Source organism: Pseudomonas sp. NPDC077649 (assembly GCF_044542855.1).
Classification (GTDB): Bacteria; Pseudomonadota; Gammaproteobacteria; order Pseudomonadales; family Pseudomonadaceae; genus Aquipseudomonas.
Map to the genome: position 1 here is coordinate 1,217,791 of NZ_JBITVF010000001.1, position 17,265 is coordinate 1,235,055.

At 53.4% G+C, this 17,265-nt stretch carries 14 protein-coding genes; 3 read left to right on the forward strand and 11 right to left on the reverse strand.

Annotation, left to right across the window (positions count from 1 at the left end):
• The first annotated feature begins 6 nt into the window (after positions 1-6).
• Positions 7-2,205, forward strand: coding sequence for an OsmC domain/YcaO domain-containing protein (locus ACIGFL_RS05655; RefSeq protein WP_397496413.1), 2,199 nt, complete (start codon positions 7-9; stop codon positions 2,203-2,205).
• A gap of 162 nt (positions 2,206-2,367) precedes the next feature.
• Here the strand turns inward: ACIGFL_RS05655 and ACIGFL_RS05660 are convergent, their stop codons facing one another.
• From ACIGFL_RS05660 to ACIGFL_RS05670, 3 genes are all read right to left on the reverse strand, one after another.
• Positions 2,368-2,898 carry an REP-associated tyrosine transposase gene (locus tag ACIGFL_RS05660; RefSeq protein ID WP_397496414.1) on the reverse strand — a complete coding sequence of 177 codons (531 nt, stop codon included), beginning with the start codon at positions 2,896-2,898 and terminating at the stop codon, positions 2,368-2,370.
• A 70-nt stretch (positions 2,899-2,968) separates the two neighbouring features.
• The gene (locus ACIGFL_RS05665) at positions 2,969-3,268 is read right to left on the reverse strand and encodes a hypothetical protein (RefSeq protein WP_397496415.1); all 300 of its coding nucleotides are present in this window, start codon (positions 3,266-3,268) and stop codon (positions 2,969-2,971) included.
• Between the two features lie 150 nt (positions 3,269-3,418).
• A complete protein-coding gene (locus ACIGFL_RS05670; protein ID WP_122107438.1) occupies positions 3,419-4,120 on the reverse strand; it encodes an FMN-dependent NADH-azoreductase in 702 nt (233 codons plus the stop codon).
• A gap of 120 nt (positions 4,121-4,240) precedes the next feature.
• Here ACIGFL_RS05670 and ACIGFL_RS05675 point away from each other — a divergent pair, with 120 nt between their 5' ends.
• Complete coding sequence (locus ACIGFL_RS05675; protein WP_021446318.1) at positions 4,241-5,140, forward strand: LysR substrate-binding domain-containing protein; 900 nt, start codon at positions 4,241-4,243, stop codon at positions 5,138-5,140.
• Between the two features lie 819 nt (positions 5,141-5,959).
• Here ACIGFL_RS05675 and ACIGFL_RS05680 read toward each other — a convergent pair.
• The 6 genes from ACIGFL_RS05680 to ACIGFL_RS05705 form a co-directional block, all read right to left on the reverse strand.
• On the reverse strand, positions 5,960-7,720 hold the full coding sequence (locus ACIGFL_RS05680) for an ATP-dependent nuclease (protein ID WP_397496416.1): 1,761 nt from the start codon (positions 7,718-7,720) through the stop codon (positions 5,960-5,962).
• Between the two features lie 552 nt (positions 7,721-8,272).
• Positions 8,273-10,048, reverse strand: coding sequence for a hypothetical protein (locus tag ACIGFL_RS05685; RefSeq protein ID WP_397496417.1), 1,776 nt, complete (start codon positions 10,046-10,048; stop codon positions 8,273-8,275).
• A gap of 520 nt (positions 10,049-10,568) precedes the next feature.
• Positions 10,569-11,525 carry a TniB family NTP-binding protein gene (locus ACIGFL_RS05690; protein WP_397496418.1) on the reverse strand — a complete coding sequence of 319 codons (957 nt, stop codon included), beginning with the start codon at positions 11,523-11,525 and terminating at the stop codon, positions 10,569-10,571.
• Positions 11,518-13,248: a hypothetical protein gene (locus ACIGFL_RS05695; protein WP_397496419.1), complete on the reverse strand. Its 1,731-nt coding sequence runs from the start codon at positions 13,246-13,248 to the stop codon at positions 11,518-11,520. Before ACIGFL_RS05695 ends, ACIGFL_RS05690 begins: the two co-directional genes overlap by 8 nt.
• Positions 13,249-13,543: 295 nt before the next feature.
• Positions 13,544-14,218 (reverse strand): Tn7 transposase TnsA N-terminal domain-containing protein, encoded by a 675-nt coding sequence (locus ACIGFL_RS05700; protein ID WP_397496420.1) that lies wholly within the window; start codon positions 14,216-14,218, stop codon positions 13,544-13,546.
• On the reverse strand, positions 14,215-14,811 hold the full coding sequence (locus ACIGFL_RS05705; protein WP_397496421.1) for a hypothetical protein: 597 nt from the start codon (positions 14,809-14,811) through the stop codon (positions 14,215-14,217). The genes ACIGFL_RS05700 and ACIGFL_RS05705 overlap by 4 nt, the downstream gene beginning before the upstream one ends.
• A 249-nt stretch (positions 14,812-15,060) precedes the next feature.
• Here ACIGFL_RS05705 and ACIGFL_RS05710 point away from each other — a divergent pair, with 249 nt between their 5' ends.
• A complete protein-coding gene (locus ACIGFL_RS05710) occupies positions 15,061-15,945 on the forward strand; it encodes a hypothetical protein (protein WP_397496422.1) in 885 nt (294 codons plus the stop codon).
• 169 nt (positions 15,946-16,114) lie between these two features.
• On the opposite strand, the gene ACIGFL_RS05715 is transcribed toward ACIGFL_RS05710, so the two are convergent.
• Together ACIGFL_RS05715 and ACIGFL_RS05720 are read right to left on the reverse strand one after the other, a co-directional pair.
• Complete coding sequence (locus ACIGFL_RS05715) at positions 16,115-16,720, reverse strand: DUF6088 family protein (protein WP_397496423.1); 606 nt, start codon at positions 16,718-16,720, stop codon at positions 16,115-16,117.
• A 35-nt stretch (positions 16,721-16,755) separates the two neighbouring features.
• On the reverse strand, positions 16,756-17,073 hold the full coding sequence (locus tag ACIGFL_RS05720) for a BPSL0761 family protein (protein WP_397496424.1): 318 nt from the start codon (positions 17,071-17,073) through the stop codon (positions 16,756-16,758).
• Between the last annotated feature and the right edge of the window lie 192 nt (positions 17,074-17,265).

Sequence of the window (17,265 nt, forward strand, 5' to 3'; positions counted from 1 at the left end):
CCCCGCATGGAAATCAAGGTCAACTTTCTCGACAACCTCCGTCTCGAAGCCAAGTTCGATGACTTCACGGTGATTGCCGACCAGCCCATCCGCTACAAGGGCGATGGCTCGGCGCCGGGGCCGTTCGACTATTTCCTGGCCTCCTCGGCGCTGTGCGCGGCCTACTTCGTCAAGCTCTACTGCCAGACCCGCGACATCCCCACCGACAATATCCGCCTGTCGCAGAACAACATCGTCGACCCGGAAAACCGCTACCAGCAGATCTTCAAGATCCAGGTCGAGCTGCCGGCGGACATCTCCGAGAAGGATCGCCTAGGCATCCTGCGTTCCATCGACCGCTGCACGGTGAAGAAGGTGGTGCAGGCCGGCCCCGAGTTCGTCATCGAGGAGGTGGCCAACCTGGACGCCGATGCCCAGGCCCTGCTGATGCCGGCGCTGACCGCAGGCCCGGGCACGCGCATCCTCGGCAAGGACCTGCCGCTGGAGCAGACCATCGCCAATATGTCGGGCATCCTCGCCGAACTGGGGATGAAGATCGAGATCGCCTCCTGGCGCAACATAGTCCCCAATGTCTGGTCGCTGCATATCCGCGACGCCCAGTCGCCGCTGTGCTTCACCAACGGCAAGGGCGCCAGCAAGGAGAGCGCGCTGGCCTCGGCGCTGGGCGAGTTCATCGAGCGGCTGAACTGCAACTTCTTCTACAACGACCAGTTCTGGGGCGAGGAAATCGCCAACGCGCCCTTCGTGCACTACCCCAACGAGCGCTGGTTCAAGCCCGGCCCCAAGGACGCGCTGCCGGAAGAGATCCTCGACGAGCATTGCCTGGCCATCTACAACCCGGACGGCGAGCTGCGCGGCTCGCACCTGTACGACACCAACTCCGGCAACAAGGCGCGCGGCATCTGCTCGCTGCCCTTCGTGCGCCAGTCCGACGGCGAGACGGTGTACTTCCCCAGCAACCTGATCGAGAACCTGTACCTCAGTAACGGCATGAGCGCCGGCAACACTTTGGTCGAGGCGCAGGTGCAGTGCCTGTCGGAAATCTTCGAGCGCGCGGTCAAACGCGAGATCCTGGAGAACGAGCTGGCCCTACCGGACGTGCCGCAGCAGGTGCTGGCCAAGTACCCGGCCATCCTCGCCGGCATCCAGGGTCTGGAGGAGCAGGGCTTTCCCGTGCTGGTCAAGGATGCGTCGCTCGGCGGTGAATTCCCGGTGATGTGCGTGACCCTGATGAACCCGCGCACCGGCGGCGTGTTCGCCTCCTTCGGCGCGCACCCGAGCTTCGAGGTGGCGTTGGAGCGCAGCCTCACCGAACTGCTCCAGGGGCGCAGTTTCGAGGGCCTCAACGACCTGCCGCAGCCGACCTTCGAGAGCCAGGCGCTGACCGAGCCGAACAACTTTGTCGAGCACTTCATCGACTCCAGCGGCGTGGTGTCCTGGCGCTTCTTCAGCGCCAGGGCCGACTACGAGTTCGTCGAGTGGGACTTCTCCGGCCACGGCGAGGACTCCAACGCCCAAGAGGCCGCCACCCTGTTCGGCATCCTCGAAGACATGGGCAAGGAGGTGTACATGGCGGTGTACGACGACCTCGGCGCCAACGCCTGCCGCATCCTGGTGCCGGGCTACTCGGAAATCTACCCGGTCGAGGACCTGATCTGGGACAACACCAACAAGGCGCTGCTGTTCCGCTCCGACATCCTCAACCTGCACAGCTTGAGCGACATGCGCCTGAGGAGCCTGCTCAAGAGCCTGGAGCAGTGCGAGGTCGACGACTACACCGACATCACCACCCTGATCGGCGTCGAGTTCGACGACAACACCGTATGGGGCCAGCTGACCATCCTCGAGCTCAAGCTGCTGATCTACCTGGCGCTGAACAAGTTCGACGAGGCCAAGGAGCTGACCGAGGCCTTCCTCCAGTACAACGACAACACGGTCGAGCGCGGCCTGTTCTACCAGGCGCTCAACGTGGTGCTGGAAGTGCAGCTGGACGACGAGCTGGACATGGCCGACTTTGAGCCCAACTTCCGCCGCATGTTCGGTAACGAGCGGATGGACGCGGCCATAGGTTCGGTCAATGGCAGCGTGCGGTTTTATGGCCTGACCCCGACCAGCATGCAGCTCGAAGGCCTCGACAAGCACCTGCGCCTGATCGACAGCTACAAGAAACTGCACGCCGCGCGGGCCAGGGCGGCTGGACTGTAACACCAAGGGACTTGAGGGGGAGCTGAACACGCGCTACGAACGATCATGCCGAGCCTGGCGTAGGGTGGATGACGCTCTTTTCATCCACCATTGGGGCGGCGGTAATCGGGCGTCCTGGTCATGTAGGGTGGAAAACCGCGCGGCGTTTTCCACCACAGCCCTTCATTCCCCAAAGCCCTGATCCTCAGGCGAGGGGCCTACGCACCAGTCCCTGCCGTAAATTCCCATTGCCACCGCCCGGTGAAAGCTCGAATAGGGCCAGTCCGCCAGGCGCTCGACGTGGCCGTGTTTCAGCGGGTTGTAGTGGATGTAATCGAAGTGGCGCTGGTAGTCCCGTTCGTCCCGGATCAGATGTTCCCAATAGCGCCGCTGCCAGATGCCACGTTCCCCACGTCTGCGCTGCGTCGCAGTGGTGGGTTCGGTGGCCGGCAAGCGTTTGGCGAAGGCGAACTTGATCACCTTCCAGCGCAGGGCAAAGTCGGCATCGTCGGGTGGCAGCGTCCACAGGCAGTGCATATGCTCGGGCAGCACCACCCAAGCGTCGATACGGAAGGGATGACGTGCCCGAGTAGCGCGCACCGTCTCGCGCAACAGGTCGATTTCGCGAATCCGCAGATCGCTGCTGCGATCGCGCAGGTTGACGGTGAAGAAGTAGGTGGCGCCGGGCGCGAGGGCGCGGCGGTAGTCGGGCATGGCGGCTCATCCTTGAGCGGTGGGATGCTTGAACCATGGTGGACAAGCTTCGCGTTGTCCACCCTGCGAACTACTTGACGCTGTCCAGGCGTTTGTCGGTGAACACGCAGACCACCCCGGCGCGGTTGTGCATCACCTCGTGGTTGAAGTCGCAGTAAGCGGCAGCAACGCTGAGCGCCGCTTGCTCGCTGATCAGCTGGTCGTTGTCCGGGCGGAACCAGGCCATCTGCCCGGCCTTGCAGCGCTCGGCCTGCGGATCGGTGTTGTAGATGCACAGCTTGTTGGTGACATCTTCCGGTTCCTTGTCGAAGCAGGCCGTCAGGGAAAGAGCGGCAGCGCTGAGCAGGCAGAGGCGGGTGAGGGTATGCATGTGGGGCTTCTCCGCAGTGATTAGGTCGTGCGGCTTAGGGGAGCAAAGGTGCAGAAGGTTCCCTAGGCCGATTGCGCCGAGCGTGCGGGTGAGAATCCCGTCGTTGTTCGAGCCGGCGCCGAGTGTTGCCCGGCGCCGTTGTCTGGAGTCTCAAGCCGGTTCCGCGACCCGCTCAGTCTGCAACTCCCGCTGCAGTTCCACCACCAGCGCATCGACCCGACTCAGCGCCTGCGCCACCGAGGTGGCCAGCAGCTCGCCGCCCACTTCCTGGCCCTCGATGGCGATCTGGTGCACGCGGGTGATGCCGATAAAGCCGAGGGCGGTGATCAGGCTCGACTCCAGGTGGTTCATGTGCGCCATCGCCCCGCCGGCGTCGAAGCCGACCCCGCCGCGGGCGCTGAGGATCACGGCGTGCCGCGGCCGGTCGGACAGCAGCGGTACATAGGGATCGAGCGGCTTGCTGGCGTCGAATGCCACGGTTCTGTCGGTGCGCACTATCTGGTCGATCCAGGCCTTGAGCGCGGCCGGCATGCTGAAGTTGTACAGCGGCGCGCCGATCACCAGCACGTCCGCGGCGATCAGCTCGTCGATCAGCCGGTCGCTCTCCGCCAGGGTGTCGCGCATCCACGGCTCGCGCTGCGGCTCCGCGGTGAAGGCGGCGGCGATCCAGTCGTGGTCGATGAAAGGTGGCGGGTTCTGGCCGATGTCGCGGTAGGTGAGGCTGTCCTGTGGGCGGCGGGCCCGCCACTGGCCGACGAAGTGCTGGCTGAGGTGGCGGCTGTGCGAGCCGTGCAGGTCCTTGCCGGCGAGGCCGGGGCGGGCGCTGGCGTCCAGGTGCAGGATATGGGGCATGTCGCGTCTCCTTTACGAAGTTGAACTCATCTGTGTTTCGCAGCAGACTCAGGCTAAGTTGCAGCCTGCATGGGCGACAAACGACGATTATTTTCCGTTACGGATGAGAGAGGTTCATGTATGGCGCAGCGCTGGTTACCTTCGCTATCGGCCTTGCGGGCCTTCGAGGCGGCCGCGCGCCATGAGAGCGCCAAGCGGGCCGCCGAAGAGCTCTCGGTGACCGCCACGGCGATCAGCCACCAGATCCGCGCACTGGAGGAATCGCTCGGCGTCGCGCTGTTTCTGCGCAAGCCCAGGCAGCTCGAACTGACCGCCCAGGGCCGCGAGCTGCGGCAGGCGCTGGAAACCGCCTTCGACAGCATCAGCGCCACGGTCGAACGGCTCAGCGCGGTGCCCAGTCGCCAGGCCATCACCCTCAGCACCACGCCCGCGGTGGCGATGCGTTGGCTGCTGTCCTGGGTCTGCCTGCTGCGCGAGGCCCACCCGACCATCGACCTGCGCATCCACGCCTCGCACGAGCCGGTGGCGCTGGATGGCGTCACCGCGGACATCGCCATCCGCTACGGCGACGGCCGCTGGCCGGGGCTGGTGGCGGAGAAGCTGTTCGACAACAGCTTCATCCCCACCTGCAGCCCGCTGCTCGGCCTGCACGATGCCGCCGAGCTGCCCAGGCATTCGCTGATCCACTTTCGCAACCAGGCTGCGGTTTCCTCGCCGCTGGACTGGGCCCTGTGGCAGAAGCAGGCCCAGGTGCCGGGGCTGGACGTCAACGCCGGGCTGGTCTTCTCCGACGAGACCCACGCCGTCTCGGCCGCCATCGGCGCCCAGGGCGTGGCGCTGATGAGCCGCCAGCTGATCGAGGACGAGCTGAGGGAAGGGCGCCTGGTGCAACCCTTCGGCCCGGAAATTGAGGGCAAGCCGTTCTTTCTGGTGTACCCGGAAAGCCGCAGGAACGATCCGACCATTCGGGCGGTGAGGGATTGGGTGATGGCGGTGCCGGGTGGGTTGTGTACCTTGTAGGCCGCTGAGTTAGGGACGCTCCGAAATAGTCGTCATTGCCGCGCAGGCGGGACAGCGGCTTTATCGCTGAACAGCGCTTGCGCTGGCCCAAAGGGGAATAATCCAGAACTTCCGGAGTAACTGGGCTCCCCCCTTCGCGGGAGTGACGGTATATCGCCTTTCCAGAACTTTTTTAGAGGTGACTTTGGTAGTGCAAGGGGGATGACGCTTTTTCATCCGCCATTTGGGGGATGGCTATCCCTTTACGCCTTTCGCCGTATCCCCGCGTTTGGGCGTCTGGATCGTAGGGTGGATGACGCATTTTTCATCCACCATCAGCGGTTATCCGGGCTACTCGCTCCCGGCATACATACGCCGCTTCTTTATCGTCTGGACTAGCGGTTCCGCCCTTACGGCGGGTCACTTTTGGCATTGCCCCAAAAGTAACCAAAAGGTCTAGCCCCGCCATTCGGGTCTGGCTGCGCCAGACTTCCCTCGCTCCATCGTTGTTCCGGGGTCGGCGTACAAGGGCCGTCCCTGGCCCTTTACGCCTTTCGCCGCATCCATGCGGCTCACCCCCTGCACAACGATTCCGCTCGGCCTCCTGAAGGGGCGCTTGGCGTCGTCTGCGAGATTGTGGATGGAACAGCAAAAGCCGAATGCGACAGTTATTGCCGGAGGTGGTTTGGTTATCACGGTGGACAAGCTTCGCGTTGTCCACCCTACAGAACCGCAACCCCGCGTTCGGGCGTCCAGATCGTAGGGTGGATGACGCTTTTTTCATCCACCATCAGCGGTTATCTGGGCTACTCGCTTTTCGTGGGGATACAAGATCGCTCGCTAAGTTTGGCTTGATATTCTATGGGTTATTAGCTGTACGAGATTGGATATATTTGTTTTTGTCTCGGCTGAAAGATCATCTAGTGTTATTTCATTGTTCTCAACAGAGAGCATGAATTTATATGCTGCAATTGGCTTGGATATGTTGCTTCTCTTTATGTGTTCTGAGTTGGTTGTTTTGACTTGGTCTGGGCTTTGTTGGGATATGTACTTTGCATAGTCATCCTTTGAGAATATGTCCTCAATTCCTTGGCAGTTAGGTATTTTTAGCATATTGCTTCTTGCAAGGTCATCATTGTCTTGGTAGAGGTTTCTCTTTAGGGAGTTGTAGGCGGCTCTTGCTTGGCTGTCGTCGTCTACCACGATTATGAATTTTAGATCCCAGCCTGTGAACATATAGGCTAAAGGCTCTATTTTATTGACACCTGTTGCGGCAATGAAATGTGCCTGCATGGACTCTTTGGTTAGCCGCCAGAAGGACTTTAGATAGTAGAACCCACTTATCTCTTCAAGGATGACGTTGTTGGTTTTTTGTATGGTTTGTTGTTGAGAGAAGTCTGCTCCCATTGCACTCATTAGCGGGGAAAGTGTGTCGCTGGATGAGGCGCCTAATTTATGAGCTTCAGTGATCAGGGTTGGGCTATCATCGAGGTCATCATTTCTATAGACGGCATATATTCTGAATAGTTTCTCGTACTCAATTAGAGAGGGGCTGTGGGTTGAATAAATTATGGTAATGTCTTTGCTGAGTTTGTTTATAAGTCCGAGCACGTCCTTTTGGGCTTTTGAGTGTAGATTTGAGCCGGGCTCGTCAAGTAAGAATACTCTGGCTTTTCCTCGTTTTTCTGAGGATTTTAACTGGAGGAAGAATGATAGAAACCATCTTACTCCAGTGCTTCTTTGATGGGGATAAAGTCGATTTAAACCATCGCTGATGAAAAAGGCCAGAAATGGTTTTCCTGCTTTCTCAGGTATTGATGCATCGTGTTTTTCTAGGCTGCATTCGAATTTAATCTTATTCGATTTTCCAATGGTCTGACTCCAAAACGATGAAAACTCTTGGCTAATTCTTTCGTTGGCTCTGTGCAAAATTGATTTCTGTGTTCTCAGGTCTTGTGTGAGTAATTGGCTGAGTTCAATTCCCGCATAAGCTAAATAGCTTTTTGCGGCAGCGAAGCCCCTGTCGGTTAGCTTGTAATCGCTCGGGATATCAATAGTGCTTGGGAGTAAGCCAGACTCATGGTCGAAAAAGTGGAAGTTGGGCGCGTAGGAGAATATGGAGGACGAAAATTCTTCTTCCGTTAAAATTTTGTTTTCTGCTTCATTTGTATCGTCGGCTGGGAGGGGGGTTGATAGGAAAGTATTAACTTCGTCATCTATCACCTCATGGAAGCCAGTGTACCCTCCCTCTGGTGAGTCAGATGGTGCCCAGTAAAATTTTGATGTTAGAGTGAAATTTTTTGCCCTAAGTATCTCGATAATCTCTGCTGCTTGGTGTTTATTGTATTTCTGTAGCAACTCCTTAATGGCGATTTCGTCTAGGGAGTATTCTAAATAAATTTCGGGCGACTCTTCGCCGGCTCTGATTTCGTTGCTGGTGAGCTTGTATGCGCTAAATGTTTTTGATAGGGCTTCAAGTATTGATGATTTTCCTGACTCGTTTTGCCCTATTAATACAGTTACTTGGTCCGGAGAGAAGCTTATCCAGTCAGTATCAATGATTGATTTAAATCTTAATATGCGAAATTTTTTTATTTTCATGGTCTTTTCCCTCAATAAAAAGCCCCGCACTAGGCGGGGCTTTTAGTTTCTCTCGCTACCCCGAACATCCGTAATCAGGTAAAGCGCTTTCTAATCTGTCCTAACGGTCTAGACCCCGAAGGTTTTCATGAATTGCTGAAACGCCAGGGTTGATGCAAAGCGCTTCCCCTGTTTGGGATTTCACCAATGCTGAACTAGATTTTCAGGAAATCTGAATTTTCTCGACTCGGCTTCATGCCCAGTGAAATAGACTGGACGCATAAATAACATGGGCTGGGATCAAGTAAATTAATATGGTGCTAGCCAGGGAGCCATTTGGGAAATTTGGCTACGGAGTACGATTTGCCGGAATAGGCTCGGTGAGGTCGTGAGGTCGTGAGGTCGTGAGGTCGTGTCGTGTCGTGATAGGCATAATAATCGTCGACGCTAGCATCCTCCTTGGAGAGAAAGAGGTTCGATAGATACTACTTGTCCTAGCGATAAGCAGCATTCCTTGATTTATTTACATACAACTTCTTTGTTGTATCTGCGATTTAGTGGGGGGCGACTGAATCAGGATCTATTGTGCCGACTTTTAGATAACTCCCTCACGTCATCAATTCGGAGAAGAGGTTGTTTGTAGTAATAGTTTGGTAGGAAATGTGCTTGGATTTTGTTGTTTGAAAGCATTTTACCTGCTGTATTTTTTGGGGCTTTAAGAATTTTGTCCGCTTCTCCAAGGCTACAATACTCGGTTAGCAGTGCGTTGAGTTTTTGCAAGTCAGAAGGAGTGAGATACTCGGTAATTCCAACTTTCACTATTTTAATGTACTTGGGTGTGGCAAAGCGCCGAACAAAGGCGGCGTGTGTCATCTCGCGGTACGATAAAAAATCTGATAGCGGCGTCAGTGTTTTTAATAAGGTCTCGAGAATGGAAAACTCTTTAATAGAAACTCCCGCGTAGTGTTGATAGCATGGCGCTCGCTTGGGTTTGACCTCTAAGCGGATAAGCTGCGTTGTATCATGTTTGGTAATCCCAAGGCTATTGGCGGCCTCTTCGACAGTCAAGATTTTTCTTTGCAGCCAGTACATCCCAAAGTCATCGTTAAAGGGGTTTACACGATGCGTAAAGTCCGACGGAAGTTTTGATCGATCAAATATCTGACTCACTGTGCCAGTGATGGTTGGTCCTGCTATTGGAGATATACCGAGGTTTTGCAGGACGCGTGTTACCATCTTTGAGCTTATGTTGAGTTCTTTTCCGAGGTTTGAAGGGGTGGCAAATCTTTGATGGAATTTCAGCACATCTTCATGGTTGATGAGGTTTAAATCGTCTTTGTGGTGGGCGAGCAGTCCCAGATCTCGATAATAGATAACTGTTCGTGGATGCACGTGCAGAAATGATGCGGCCTGGGAGATAGGGATCACAGTTGTTAAACTAGGCAGGCAAACTTTTCGAGATTGAAACTCTCCCAAGGAGTATTTCCGGGTGGGCAGGTCTCGTATGGTCGCCTCTATAGCTGGTACGTCTTTGATGTTTATGAAAAAAGGCGGGCCGTACCATTCTGAAAAAATTGGGTATTGAATGGAAAGTTTTTTTAGTGCCAGATGGATAGCGGTGGCCGATGTTTTGAGGTGATGACAAAGTTTACGAAGTTGAATGTGGGTATCCACAAAGTCATCGACGGTGCGTTTCGAAACATAAGATTTTGAATTGAAGACCTGTTTTTTTCCAAGTATATTGTGTTTAAGTAGATACGCAAAGTGCCGTTCGCAGACGGAAAGCTTTGTGAAGGCTTCCTGGCGATCGTAGTAAAAGCCGTCACGGATCGCCATTTCTACACTCTGTCTTCTACCGATTGCGCGGTTTGATGCTTTTATTACCTCAGTAACCTGCGACAAGTCCTCAACCGTGTAAGGTTGGCGGCCAGTATGAGTTGAGAGTAGCTTTGTAAAACTTTTGTCCACCCTAAGACTTCTCCATTCCTCTTGGCTAATTTGAAGCAGGTCCGGCATTAGGGCCGAGGGGATTCGGATGGAAGATGGAGTGTAGAAAGGGCGAGCAGGGAGTTTTTCGAAATGACAGCGCAATTGTGTTGCTATGGAATGTGGGATGACCGGCTGTAACTTTCTCAGCAGAACCTCTATTTCTAATGGGTCCGGTATGTTGTAGGCATGAGAAAGAGACAGGGCCGCTCGCTCAACGTCGTCAAATACGAGTGCTATCGCTGCGGAAAATTTCTCGTGTATCGGAGTGGTGCTGATTTTTTTCAGATCCGTATCTAAATGGCGAAGAATTGCAGTTACTCGGTCGAAGCGAAGCTGATCTTCAGCTTCTAATAACTCCATCAAGCGTCGCTCTGGAAGTGCGTCTTCCCAAGAGCACGTGGGAGATTTGAGTAGTTCGCCGCAGTCGCAGTGATTTGACAGCTGGTTAATCCAAGACAGATGCTTGTGGCATTTGTGGCAGAAGAACAAGTAATGCCTGTTGTGGATTGGGCAGTGTGAGGTTAGATAAATATCCTTCAGTGAATGTTCCCATCCATCACTTACGCACTCCGTGCACAATGCGGCGTCAACTCGACGTAAGAGACGACGACTCATGTGGAGCTTGCCGATGCTGATTGGCCCCCAGGATTGTTCGCCTGTACTATAGAAACTGTTCCGTACCTGATCCCGCAGATGCTCATCCAGGTTTGATGTAATAAAACGTTCGAAACGGCTGCCTTGAAGCAGAGAGCAAACCTTTTTGTTTCCCGGTGCAAAGTGAAACGCGATGAATTTACTACCTTTGGAATACCCGTTGCGTCGGCAGAGTCGCCGGATTACGCTTGTTGGGCTTTCATGGGGTAAAGGGATAGGTATAAAATTAAGCGTTTTCATGGTTCGAACCATATATTTTATGGTAACAGTTGCTCAGCGTTTCATCGAAGGGGCAAGTAGACTTGCTGAACTTAAGGTTGAGCAAGGCTGCCGATCTCTTGAAATCGGACAAGCTAAGACCCGAACTTCGGTGAGGGAGCGCGTTTTGCAGTGCTCCGTGAATAATCATTCGAATATATTCCAGATTTCCCGATGTGGCGACGAATAGGCGCGCGGCTATGTCGGTGTCTGTCAATTTGGATCCCCCGGATATTTGCGCAATGCCTTGAATATGCTCGTCAAGCTTTGACAGAAGAACCATATAGTCCGACGCGTTGTCTTCGCTATACGAAAGATATTTCAGTTCGATAACAAATGGAAAGCGACGGGCTAGGGCGTCGCATTGATCTAACAGTTCCAAGCAATCATCGGTTCCCGCTAATACGAATGAGAGGTGGCTTTCATTGAGTAAGGTGATCAGCCAGTTAATTACGGTTGCCTTCGCCTTTACCGCTTCAGGCTTGACCAAGTAGTGAAATTCATCAAATTCACACACTTGGATATGGCACGTCTTGAAAAGCTCCGACATGCGAAACGTTAACTCTGTGGTATCACCTCGAAGGTCGGGCCGCTTGCCTATTGGAGCGAGTCTCTGCACGACTGTTTTGGCAAATGATTTAACGGTGACTGGCGAAGGAGTGCTGCAATAAAAAGCAGGTCGAATAGTGTAGATCCCGTCGGGATAAGCCTCTTCGTGGGGGGGGCCGAAAGAGTCCCTGAAGATTTCGCATAACGTCGATTTCCCTGAGCCAGATGGGCCGATCACCATCGCCGAATTTGGCACCCCGCGTTGCTGCGTGGTCTCAACACTTTTTTGCAGCTTGGTGTAGGCATGGTGGAAAGCTGGGAACAGCACTATCTGAGATGAGAATTCGTTCAAGAGGAGAGTGTTTGAATTACTCATGGCGCACCTGCACTGTACTTGCGAACTCGAGTGGATTTGAGTCGATCAGAGTCACTTCGGGATAGATCGGCGGTGACGTGGTCGCTGGCTTGGCTGCTTGGCCGGAAGACGGTGGAGGCAGGTAGGTGGACCGATTTTCCTCCAGCCGCGCTTGGCGCTTTCGTCCCCGATTGCTTTTGTCGGCGTGCAAACTCAGGATTAGCTTGACGCGCGCCCGGCGCGCTGTTTTGAAATCGAATTTTTCCGTGCTCTGTCTGAGTTCTTGCTGGACTAAGTGATGCATTTCGAGCGTGAGGTTGGACTGATAATCCATATCCACTGCTTTAGCGGTGATGAGCTCGTCGGGCCAACTGGGGTGGCAAATCGTTACGCTGCCAAGATCACTGATATCGTAGAAGATGCACAGCCTGACCCGTTTTACAGATCGTTGAGTGAGACGACGTATGCCGGGTGCGGTCCATCGTAGTTTTTCAAAGCCTATGGTGTCGCCAGTGGTGGCTGCATAACGTTTACTCAACATCAGTCGACGCACGTCGCTGGCGTCAAAGAGCCGGGGCGGCGAGAACCGATCCAGGTTGTTAACCCAGGTATTATGTGGGGAGTCGTTGAGCGACCTGTGGAAATTGTTGTGATAGACCTGAAGAAACTCTTCAAATCTCAGTATGAGCTCCTCCAATGTATAAATCGTATGTTCTGCTGGATTGTAATCCCCTCGATCATCGGGATTGGAAAAGGTGGTTCCGCTCAAATGGTGGGAGAATTGCGTGTTGAGCGTTTTAAACCATCGCTCGACATGCGGCTTTTGATTAGGTGAGTAGGGTTCGCAGAAAATTATGTGTGCACCCAATAGGTCCATAACTTCGGACAGCTTCTTTCCCGCGAACTCATTGCCGTTATCGAGTACGTAATATTGCCCTAGTCCAGCGTATGGGTTTCCTGATACCAGTCCGTTTTTCAACGCACGCAAGGTTTTCTCTATGCAGGGAGGATTCAATGAAATGTCGTATGCGTTGACGCACCGGGACTTAATGTCAAGAAAGAGGCTCAGGAATGGTCGACCTAATATGTCACCGCCGGCGCCTCGGACAAAGACGTCCATTTCTTGGGTGTCTCCCTCGATGCGCTCAAGTAGGCGAAAGGGCGAGCTGGTCTTCTGGCTCCAGTGTTGATTTTTCAGCGCAAGACGTTTGCCCTTCTGGTGAAGATCTTTTTCGTAGGGATCAATTTCCTGAATGATCCTCCAGAGTGTCGTTTTGCTGGGAACGTGCAGTTGGTCCGTGATCGCACGTCGTTCGTTCAAGTCCTCGATACTAGAAATGATGACATCAATCAGTTCTGTTGCGGTAATCGGCGTATTTTGAAAGTACAACTCTTGGATCCAGTAATCGATTAACTCTTGGATTACGGCGGGTTGGCGGGTTACGCGAAGTTGGCGAGTTCGGCGTTTCGTCGGGATCAGAGCGATCGGGTTGCCCCCAGCGAGGCGGTAGGATCTGGTCCATTCATATAAGGTTGTATAACAAGGAGGCGAAGGGTCAGAAATTTCAGATTTCACTCGTGCTATCAAAGCCTCAGTCAATTGGCGAGGAAGTTGGCCGCCAAGCTCAGTTTCGCCAGCCCGAACATAGAAGAGGCGCCTATTTAGTTCGTTTTTCGCGGAATCGTCTAGCGCACTGATGATGCGCTTAGAACCGTCTATAAAAGGTGCCTCCTGAACTTTCACCAAGTTCCCTCTGCGGTAGGCTTGGTATAGTTGGTCAATGTGATGAATCAAAATATGATCGGGTCGACTAAGGCTACGCAGTTGGGCCCTCTCAGGCTCCACGGAGGTGACCTGATAAATTTCAGTGCGGAGCCTCCAGTGCTCGCCTACGAGTATTGTCAAGGTCTGAGAAGTGCCCATCGTTTTCGCAAGCATGCTTGATCAGGTAGTACGTGAGCGAACCACGTGTTGGCCTTAAATACACAAAAGCAAGATTTAGTATTGATTCGAAAAAGTTTCTACTTAAATGCCGTTTTTAGGGTGAGTGTTGTCGTTTGTTCCGCACTCTGGTGGAGCAGGTGATTGCGTTGGAAAGGTCAATGTCGAGTGCGCCGTAAAATACGGCATGCGCGATGTTACCTGGCAGAAACCCAAGATTGAGCAAATCACCAATACTCGTAGGTTGTTGACGTGACGCCAGTAGGGCACAAAGTTTATCAGTACCTTCGCCGTTGCTAGGGAAAGACTGGTGATACAGAAAAGCGAGATTGGCAGAACGGATTTTTTGGTAGAAATGCGACGCTGCAAGGTATTCCAGCATGCAACCATGTGTGGCTAGCAGGTCAGCATAGCGTGTAATCCTGGCGCTAGTGGCCTTGTCTTCAAAGCTTTGGTCATTTTTGACTTCAATCAGGCGCTGTGACCCGTTAGTAAAGAAAACCAGAAAATCAGGCGTGTAACGGTAGTTTGTTCCGATAAACTTCAGAGTGTAGGGGTGGGCTTCATAGTTAACAACATCGTTGCGCCGTTCGAGTTCCAGGCAAAAGGCTGCCTCGAGCAACGAATCACAGGTGACGACTGAGCGATTTTTCCGCGAAGAGAATTTTGTGACTCGGCTCCCCATCCGTCCGTGGCGAGGATGCACAGCCTCGACAGCAGTGGCTACTTCGGTAAGTTGTTCAACCACACCGCCTGTGATAAGAGTGGTCATTTTTGCTCACCTTGATGGTTCGGCATCTGGGATGTTAATACCGGATGAGGATTTTCCTTGCTAACAATATTGTACGTCCCAATGAAATCGTTAATGAGTTGTTTCAACTCTTCAAGTTTTGTTGATTTCGGATATTCAGCGCTCCCCCAACGTGCAGAGTCTGACACTGTGCTACGCAGGGCTTGTGTCAGATTTCTGAGGGCGTGTTCGAGGAAGCATTTCGGCATAGAGTGCTGGGTACTGAGTGCGAAGACCGCCGTACTAAAGTGTTTTTCAATAAGTTCCGGGCTGAACAGCGCGCGATCAGCATGAATAACAAAGTTACTTCCGCCAAGCATGGAGGCGGATTGTTTGGGGAAAACCAAGCTCGTGAGGGGATGGCTAGCGGTCGGGTATTTCATAGTGATCGCATAACACAAAACTTGATTTGAATGTTTGAATGCCATCATGCTTAAAAAGGGCCGGTCAGCACGCAAGCTAACGGGAGAGTGGCGTCCATCCTGCATAAGTACATCCAGTTGGGCTACGTCAAAATCTATAAGTTCGCAGGGTATGCTTTCGCCCGTTACTCTAACGGCGGAATGCTTTCTCATGGCGACCTCTTGTTAGGCTAAAGGTATCTATAGAAATGACTCGATATGCTCAATCGCTATTTGTAATAAAACTACATTTTTGAAGTTTAAGTATGCGCCTATCCAGCTGGTTTGACTCTGGCCGAAATTAGTGTTCAATATAATTGACGAATTTTCCGCGCAACGCTCTATCTTCAATGTTGTAGAGCAAGCTGTTGAGGATGGATTGCCGCGCAGGCTGAACGGGCCTTTGAACTGTGAGGATCATCCATGCGATTTCCTCATCTCGACCGGACCACCCGAGGGCTGCGTGGCCGGGCATTTGTTCACGCCGCCGCAGATATGGCTGGGCGCCCTCACAAGCCTGATTCGATGGCAGCCTGGTATCTTCAGTGCCACCCAAATCTGTGTTCGGACGTGCGCAAGCAGTGGCGTCGTGCATTTGAGGGGGCCACTCTTGCCAGCTGGGTGCGGGACGGTCTATCCAATCGTTTTCCTTCGTTGCGCCAAGTCTTTGATAATCCGTTCTGGGCTCTAATTTCCGAGTCGGCTGCTGCAATGGATTGGGACGAGTTGGCCGATACCATCCGTGTAGCAGATCAACCGCTTGACGGGGCTATGGGAAGATTAACTGCGCTGTTGTTCGACCGCGTGGATTGGCCATGTTTTTGTGTTCACTTGGTGTTGCTGCGTACTCACCACCGTCGCTTTATGATGTACCGACAGTGGCTTGCGCACAACTTCGTTCGAGTCTTCGGTTGGGTTAGCGTGCAGTCACCGATTCTGTTTGTAGCGAACGAGGTTCACCGCCAGTTAAGCCCGTCAGTTCTTGATATACGTGCCAGTCCTTCTGCTGTAACTCCGTGGACTGCGTGGCCAGACATTCATAAGCTTAATCTAGAGTTAATCGAGCGGTGTGGTCAGGCGGGCTGGTTGTCTACGCATGATCAGCAATTGGCGTTGTTGTGGTGGAATCTCTCGCCAGTGCAGTGCAGTACGGTGTTGGACCTGTTGTACGAGGGCAATAAGTCCGTGTGCTTGCCCGAAACGATGCCCACGGTGCTCCAGCAAGTTTGGCAAAGAAAGCGCAATCGTTGGCTCGATCACCCAGTTACCTTAAATGGATATCATTGTGGTTTTCCCAAAGTTGAATAGTTGTCTATAGCACCTTGAAATATCTCGCATGGTCGACGACGGCAGTGTCCCCAAATTCTTCAGCGAGTCACCTATGTGCTGGGATGGAGATGGTGTCACCTCGTATCTCTTCAATAGCTACAATGCTGTTGAAGTCACGAGAATACTTTGAGCTCGGCGGAGGGCAGGGTTAGAGTGGGTCGAGCGCGTCTACGAAGGCATATATCCACTTGGGTAGAGGACTCGATTTCAATAGTTGACGTTCTGTCTCATTTAGGTGCCTGCCAATTGTCGAAATATTTTCGACTGTGTGGGCTGCCGGTCCGAGGTATAGTAATGCTGAGACTATTAGTCCCAGCTTGCTGTTGGCATGCAGAAACCATGTTGCGGGTTTGTGTTGGAGGCGTACACTTGATTTCCCCACGCGAATGACGCTACTAGAACCGCTAGTGTAATACACAGGCGTGACCTGCATTTGCGTACTTAGTCCTAGACGTCTTATTGCTTCGGCCCCATGCACTTGTAAGATGTGCCCATATTTTTTTGCGAGAACTCTGGCGACCTGAATCGCGTTTGCTCGAATCAGTCCCACATAGGGTGATTGCTTGGGCCGCATGTAAACACCGCGATAGACTCTTTCCAAGTCCCCCTGTTTCACCATTCGCGCTATGGCGAGGCGAACAGCGTGTTGATTACTTGGGCCGAGTGAGCAAAAGCGTTCTAGTGTAAATGGCTGCGCTTTGCGCATTCGCTTCACTTTCGCTCTCACCTTTTCGGCGATCGAAGTATTTTTCATTTTCTCGAATTGCTACGTAGTTGGTGACAGCGCGATTAGGGAGCCTTGGGTGGTTCTGATCTGCTGTCCGCTTTTGCAGTCGGTCGCTGATCACAGAACAGGAAATCGGATGCCAGCCACAGCCCCAGCACGGGCGGCAATGGACCGCTCTTTTCCTCGATAAGACAGAGCTTGGTTCTGCGATGTTCTTCCAGTCGACCGGCCTGCCAGATTTGCTCTGGGGATGGGTAATGGCGCAAGAGAACGCTGGCCTGACTTCGAAGCGTTTCCGGTACGGTATCGTCGTTGATCAATTCACGAAGGAAATCACGCGTCTGCACCACACTTCGGGTCCGCTCATGCACCGTTGTCATGACTATTTTCTCGCTCTGCGGTTGACATGGCGTGCAGTGTGCTCGCCTTCAGAGCCAGTTTCCGACCAAACACGCCATCTGTCACTAGCTCTCGCTTCATGACCGAAAGCGACCGGGCTTTCCTGGCTGGGGCGTGATCACCTACCATACTGAGCGTTGGTGTAACGTGTAAGGGGGGTAAGCGGGAGCTAT

Excerpts from the sequence above, each read along its gene's own strand:
- ACIGFL_RS05655 (WP_397496413.1), top strand. The coding sequence starts at position 7 with ATGGAAATCAAGGTCAACTTTCTCGACAACCTCCGTCTCGAAGCCAAG.
- ACIGFL_RS05660 (WP_397496414.1), bottom strand. The coding sequence starts at position 2,898 with ATGCCCGACTACCGCCGCGCCCTCGCGCCCGGCGCCACCTACTTCTTC.
- ACIGFL_RS05665 (WP_397496415.1), bottom strand. The coding sequence starts at position 3,268 with ATGCATACCCTCACCCGCCTCTGCCTGCTCAGCGCTGCCGCTCTTTCC.
- ACIGFL_RS05670 (WP_122107438.1), bottom strand. The coding sequence starts at position 4,120 with ATGCCCCATATCCTGCACCTGGACGCCAGCGCCCGCCCCGGCCTCGCC.
- ACIGFL_RS05675 (WP_021446318.1), top strand. The coding sequence starts at position 4,241 with ATGGCGCAGCGCTGGTTACCTTCGCTATCGGCCTTGCGGGCCTTCGAG.
- ACIGFL_RS05680 (WP_397496416.1), bottom strand. The coding sequence starts at position 7,720 with ATGAAAATAAAAAAATTTCGCATATTAAGATTTAAATCAATCATTGAT.
- ACIGFL_RS05685 (WP_397496417.1), bottom strand. The coding sequence starts at position 10,048 with ATGGAGTTATTAGAAGCTGAAGATCAGCTTCGCTTCGACCGAGTAACT.
- ACIGFL_RS05690 (WP_397496418.1), bottom strand. The coding sequence starts at position 11,525 with ATGAGTAATTCAAACACTCTCCTCTTGAACGAATTCTCATCTCAGATA.
- ACIGFL_RS05700 (WP_397496420.1), bottom strand. The coding sequence starts at position 14,218 with ATGACCACTCTTATCACAGGCGGTGTGGTTGAACAACTTACCGAAGTA.
- ACIGFL_RS05705 (WP_397496421.1), bottom strand. The coding sequence starts at position 14,811 with ATGAGAAAGCATTCCGCCGTTAGAGTAACGGGCGAAAGCATACCCTGC.
- ACIGFL_RS05710 (WP_397496422.1), top strand. The coding sequence starts at position 15,061 with ATGCGATTTCCTCATCTCGACCGGACCACCCGAGGGCTGCGTGGCCGG.
- ACIGFL_RS05715 (WP_397496423.1), bottom strand. The coding sequence starts at position 16,720 with ATGAAAAATACTTCGATCGCCGAAAAGGTGAGAGCGAAAGTGAAGCGA.
- ACIGFL_RS05720 (WP_397496424.1), bottom strand. The coding sequence starts at position 17,073 with ATGACAACGGTGCATGAGCGGACCCGAAGTGTGGTGCAGACGCGTGAT.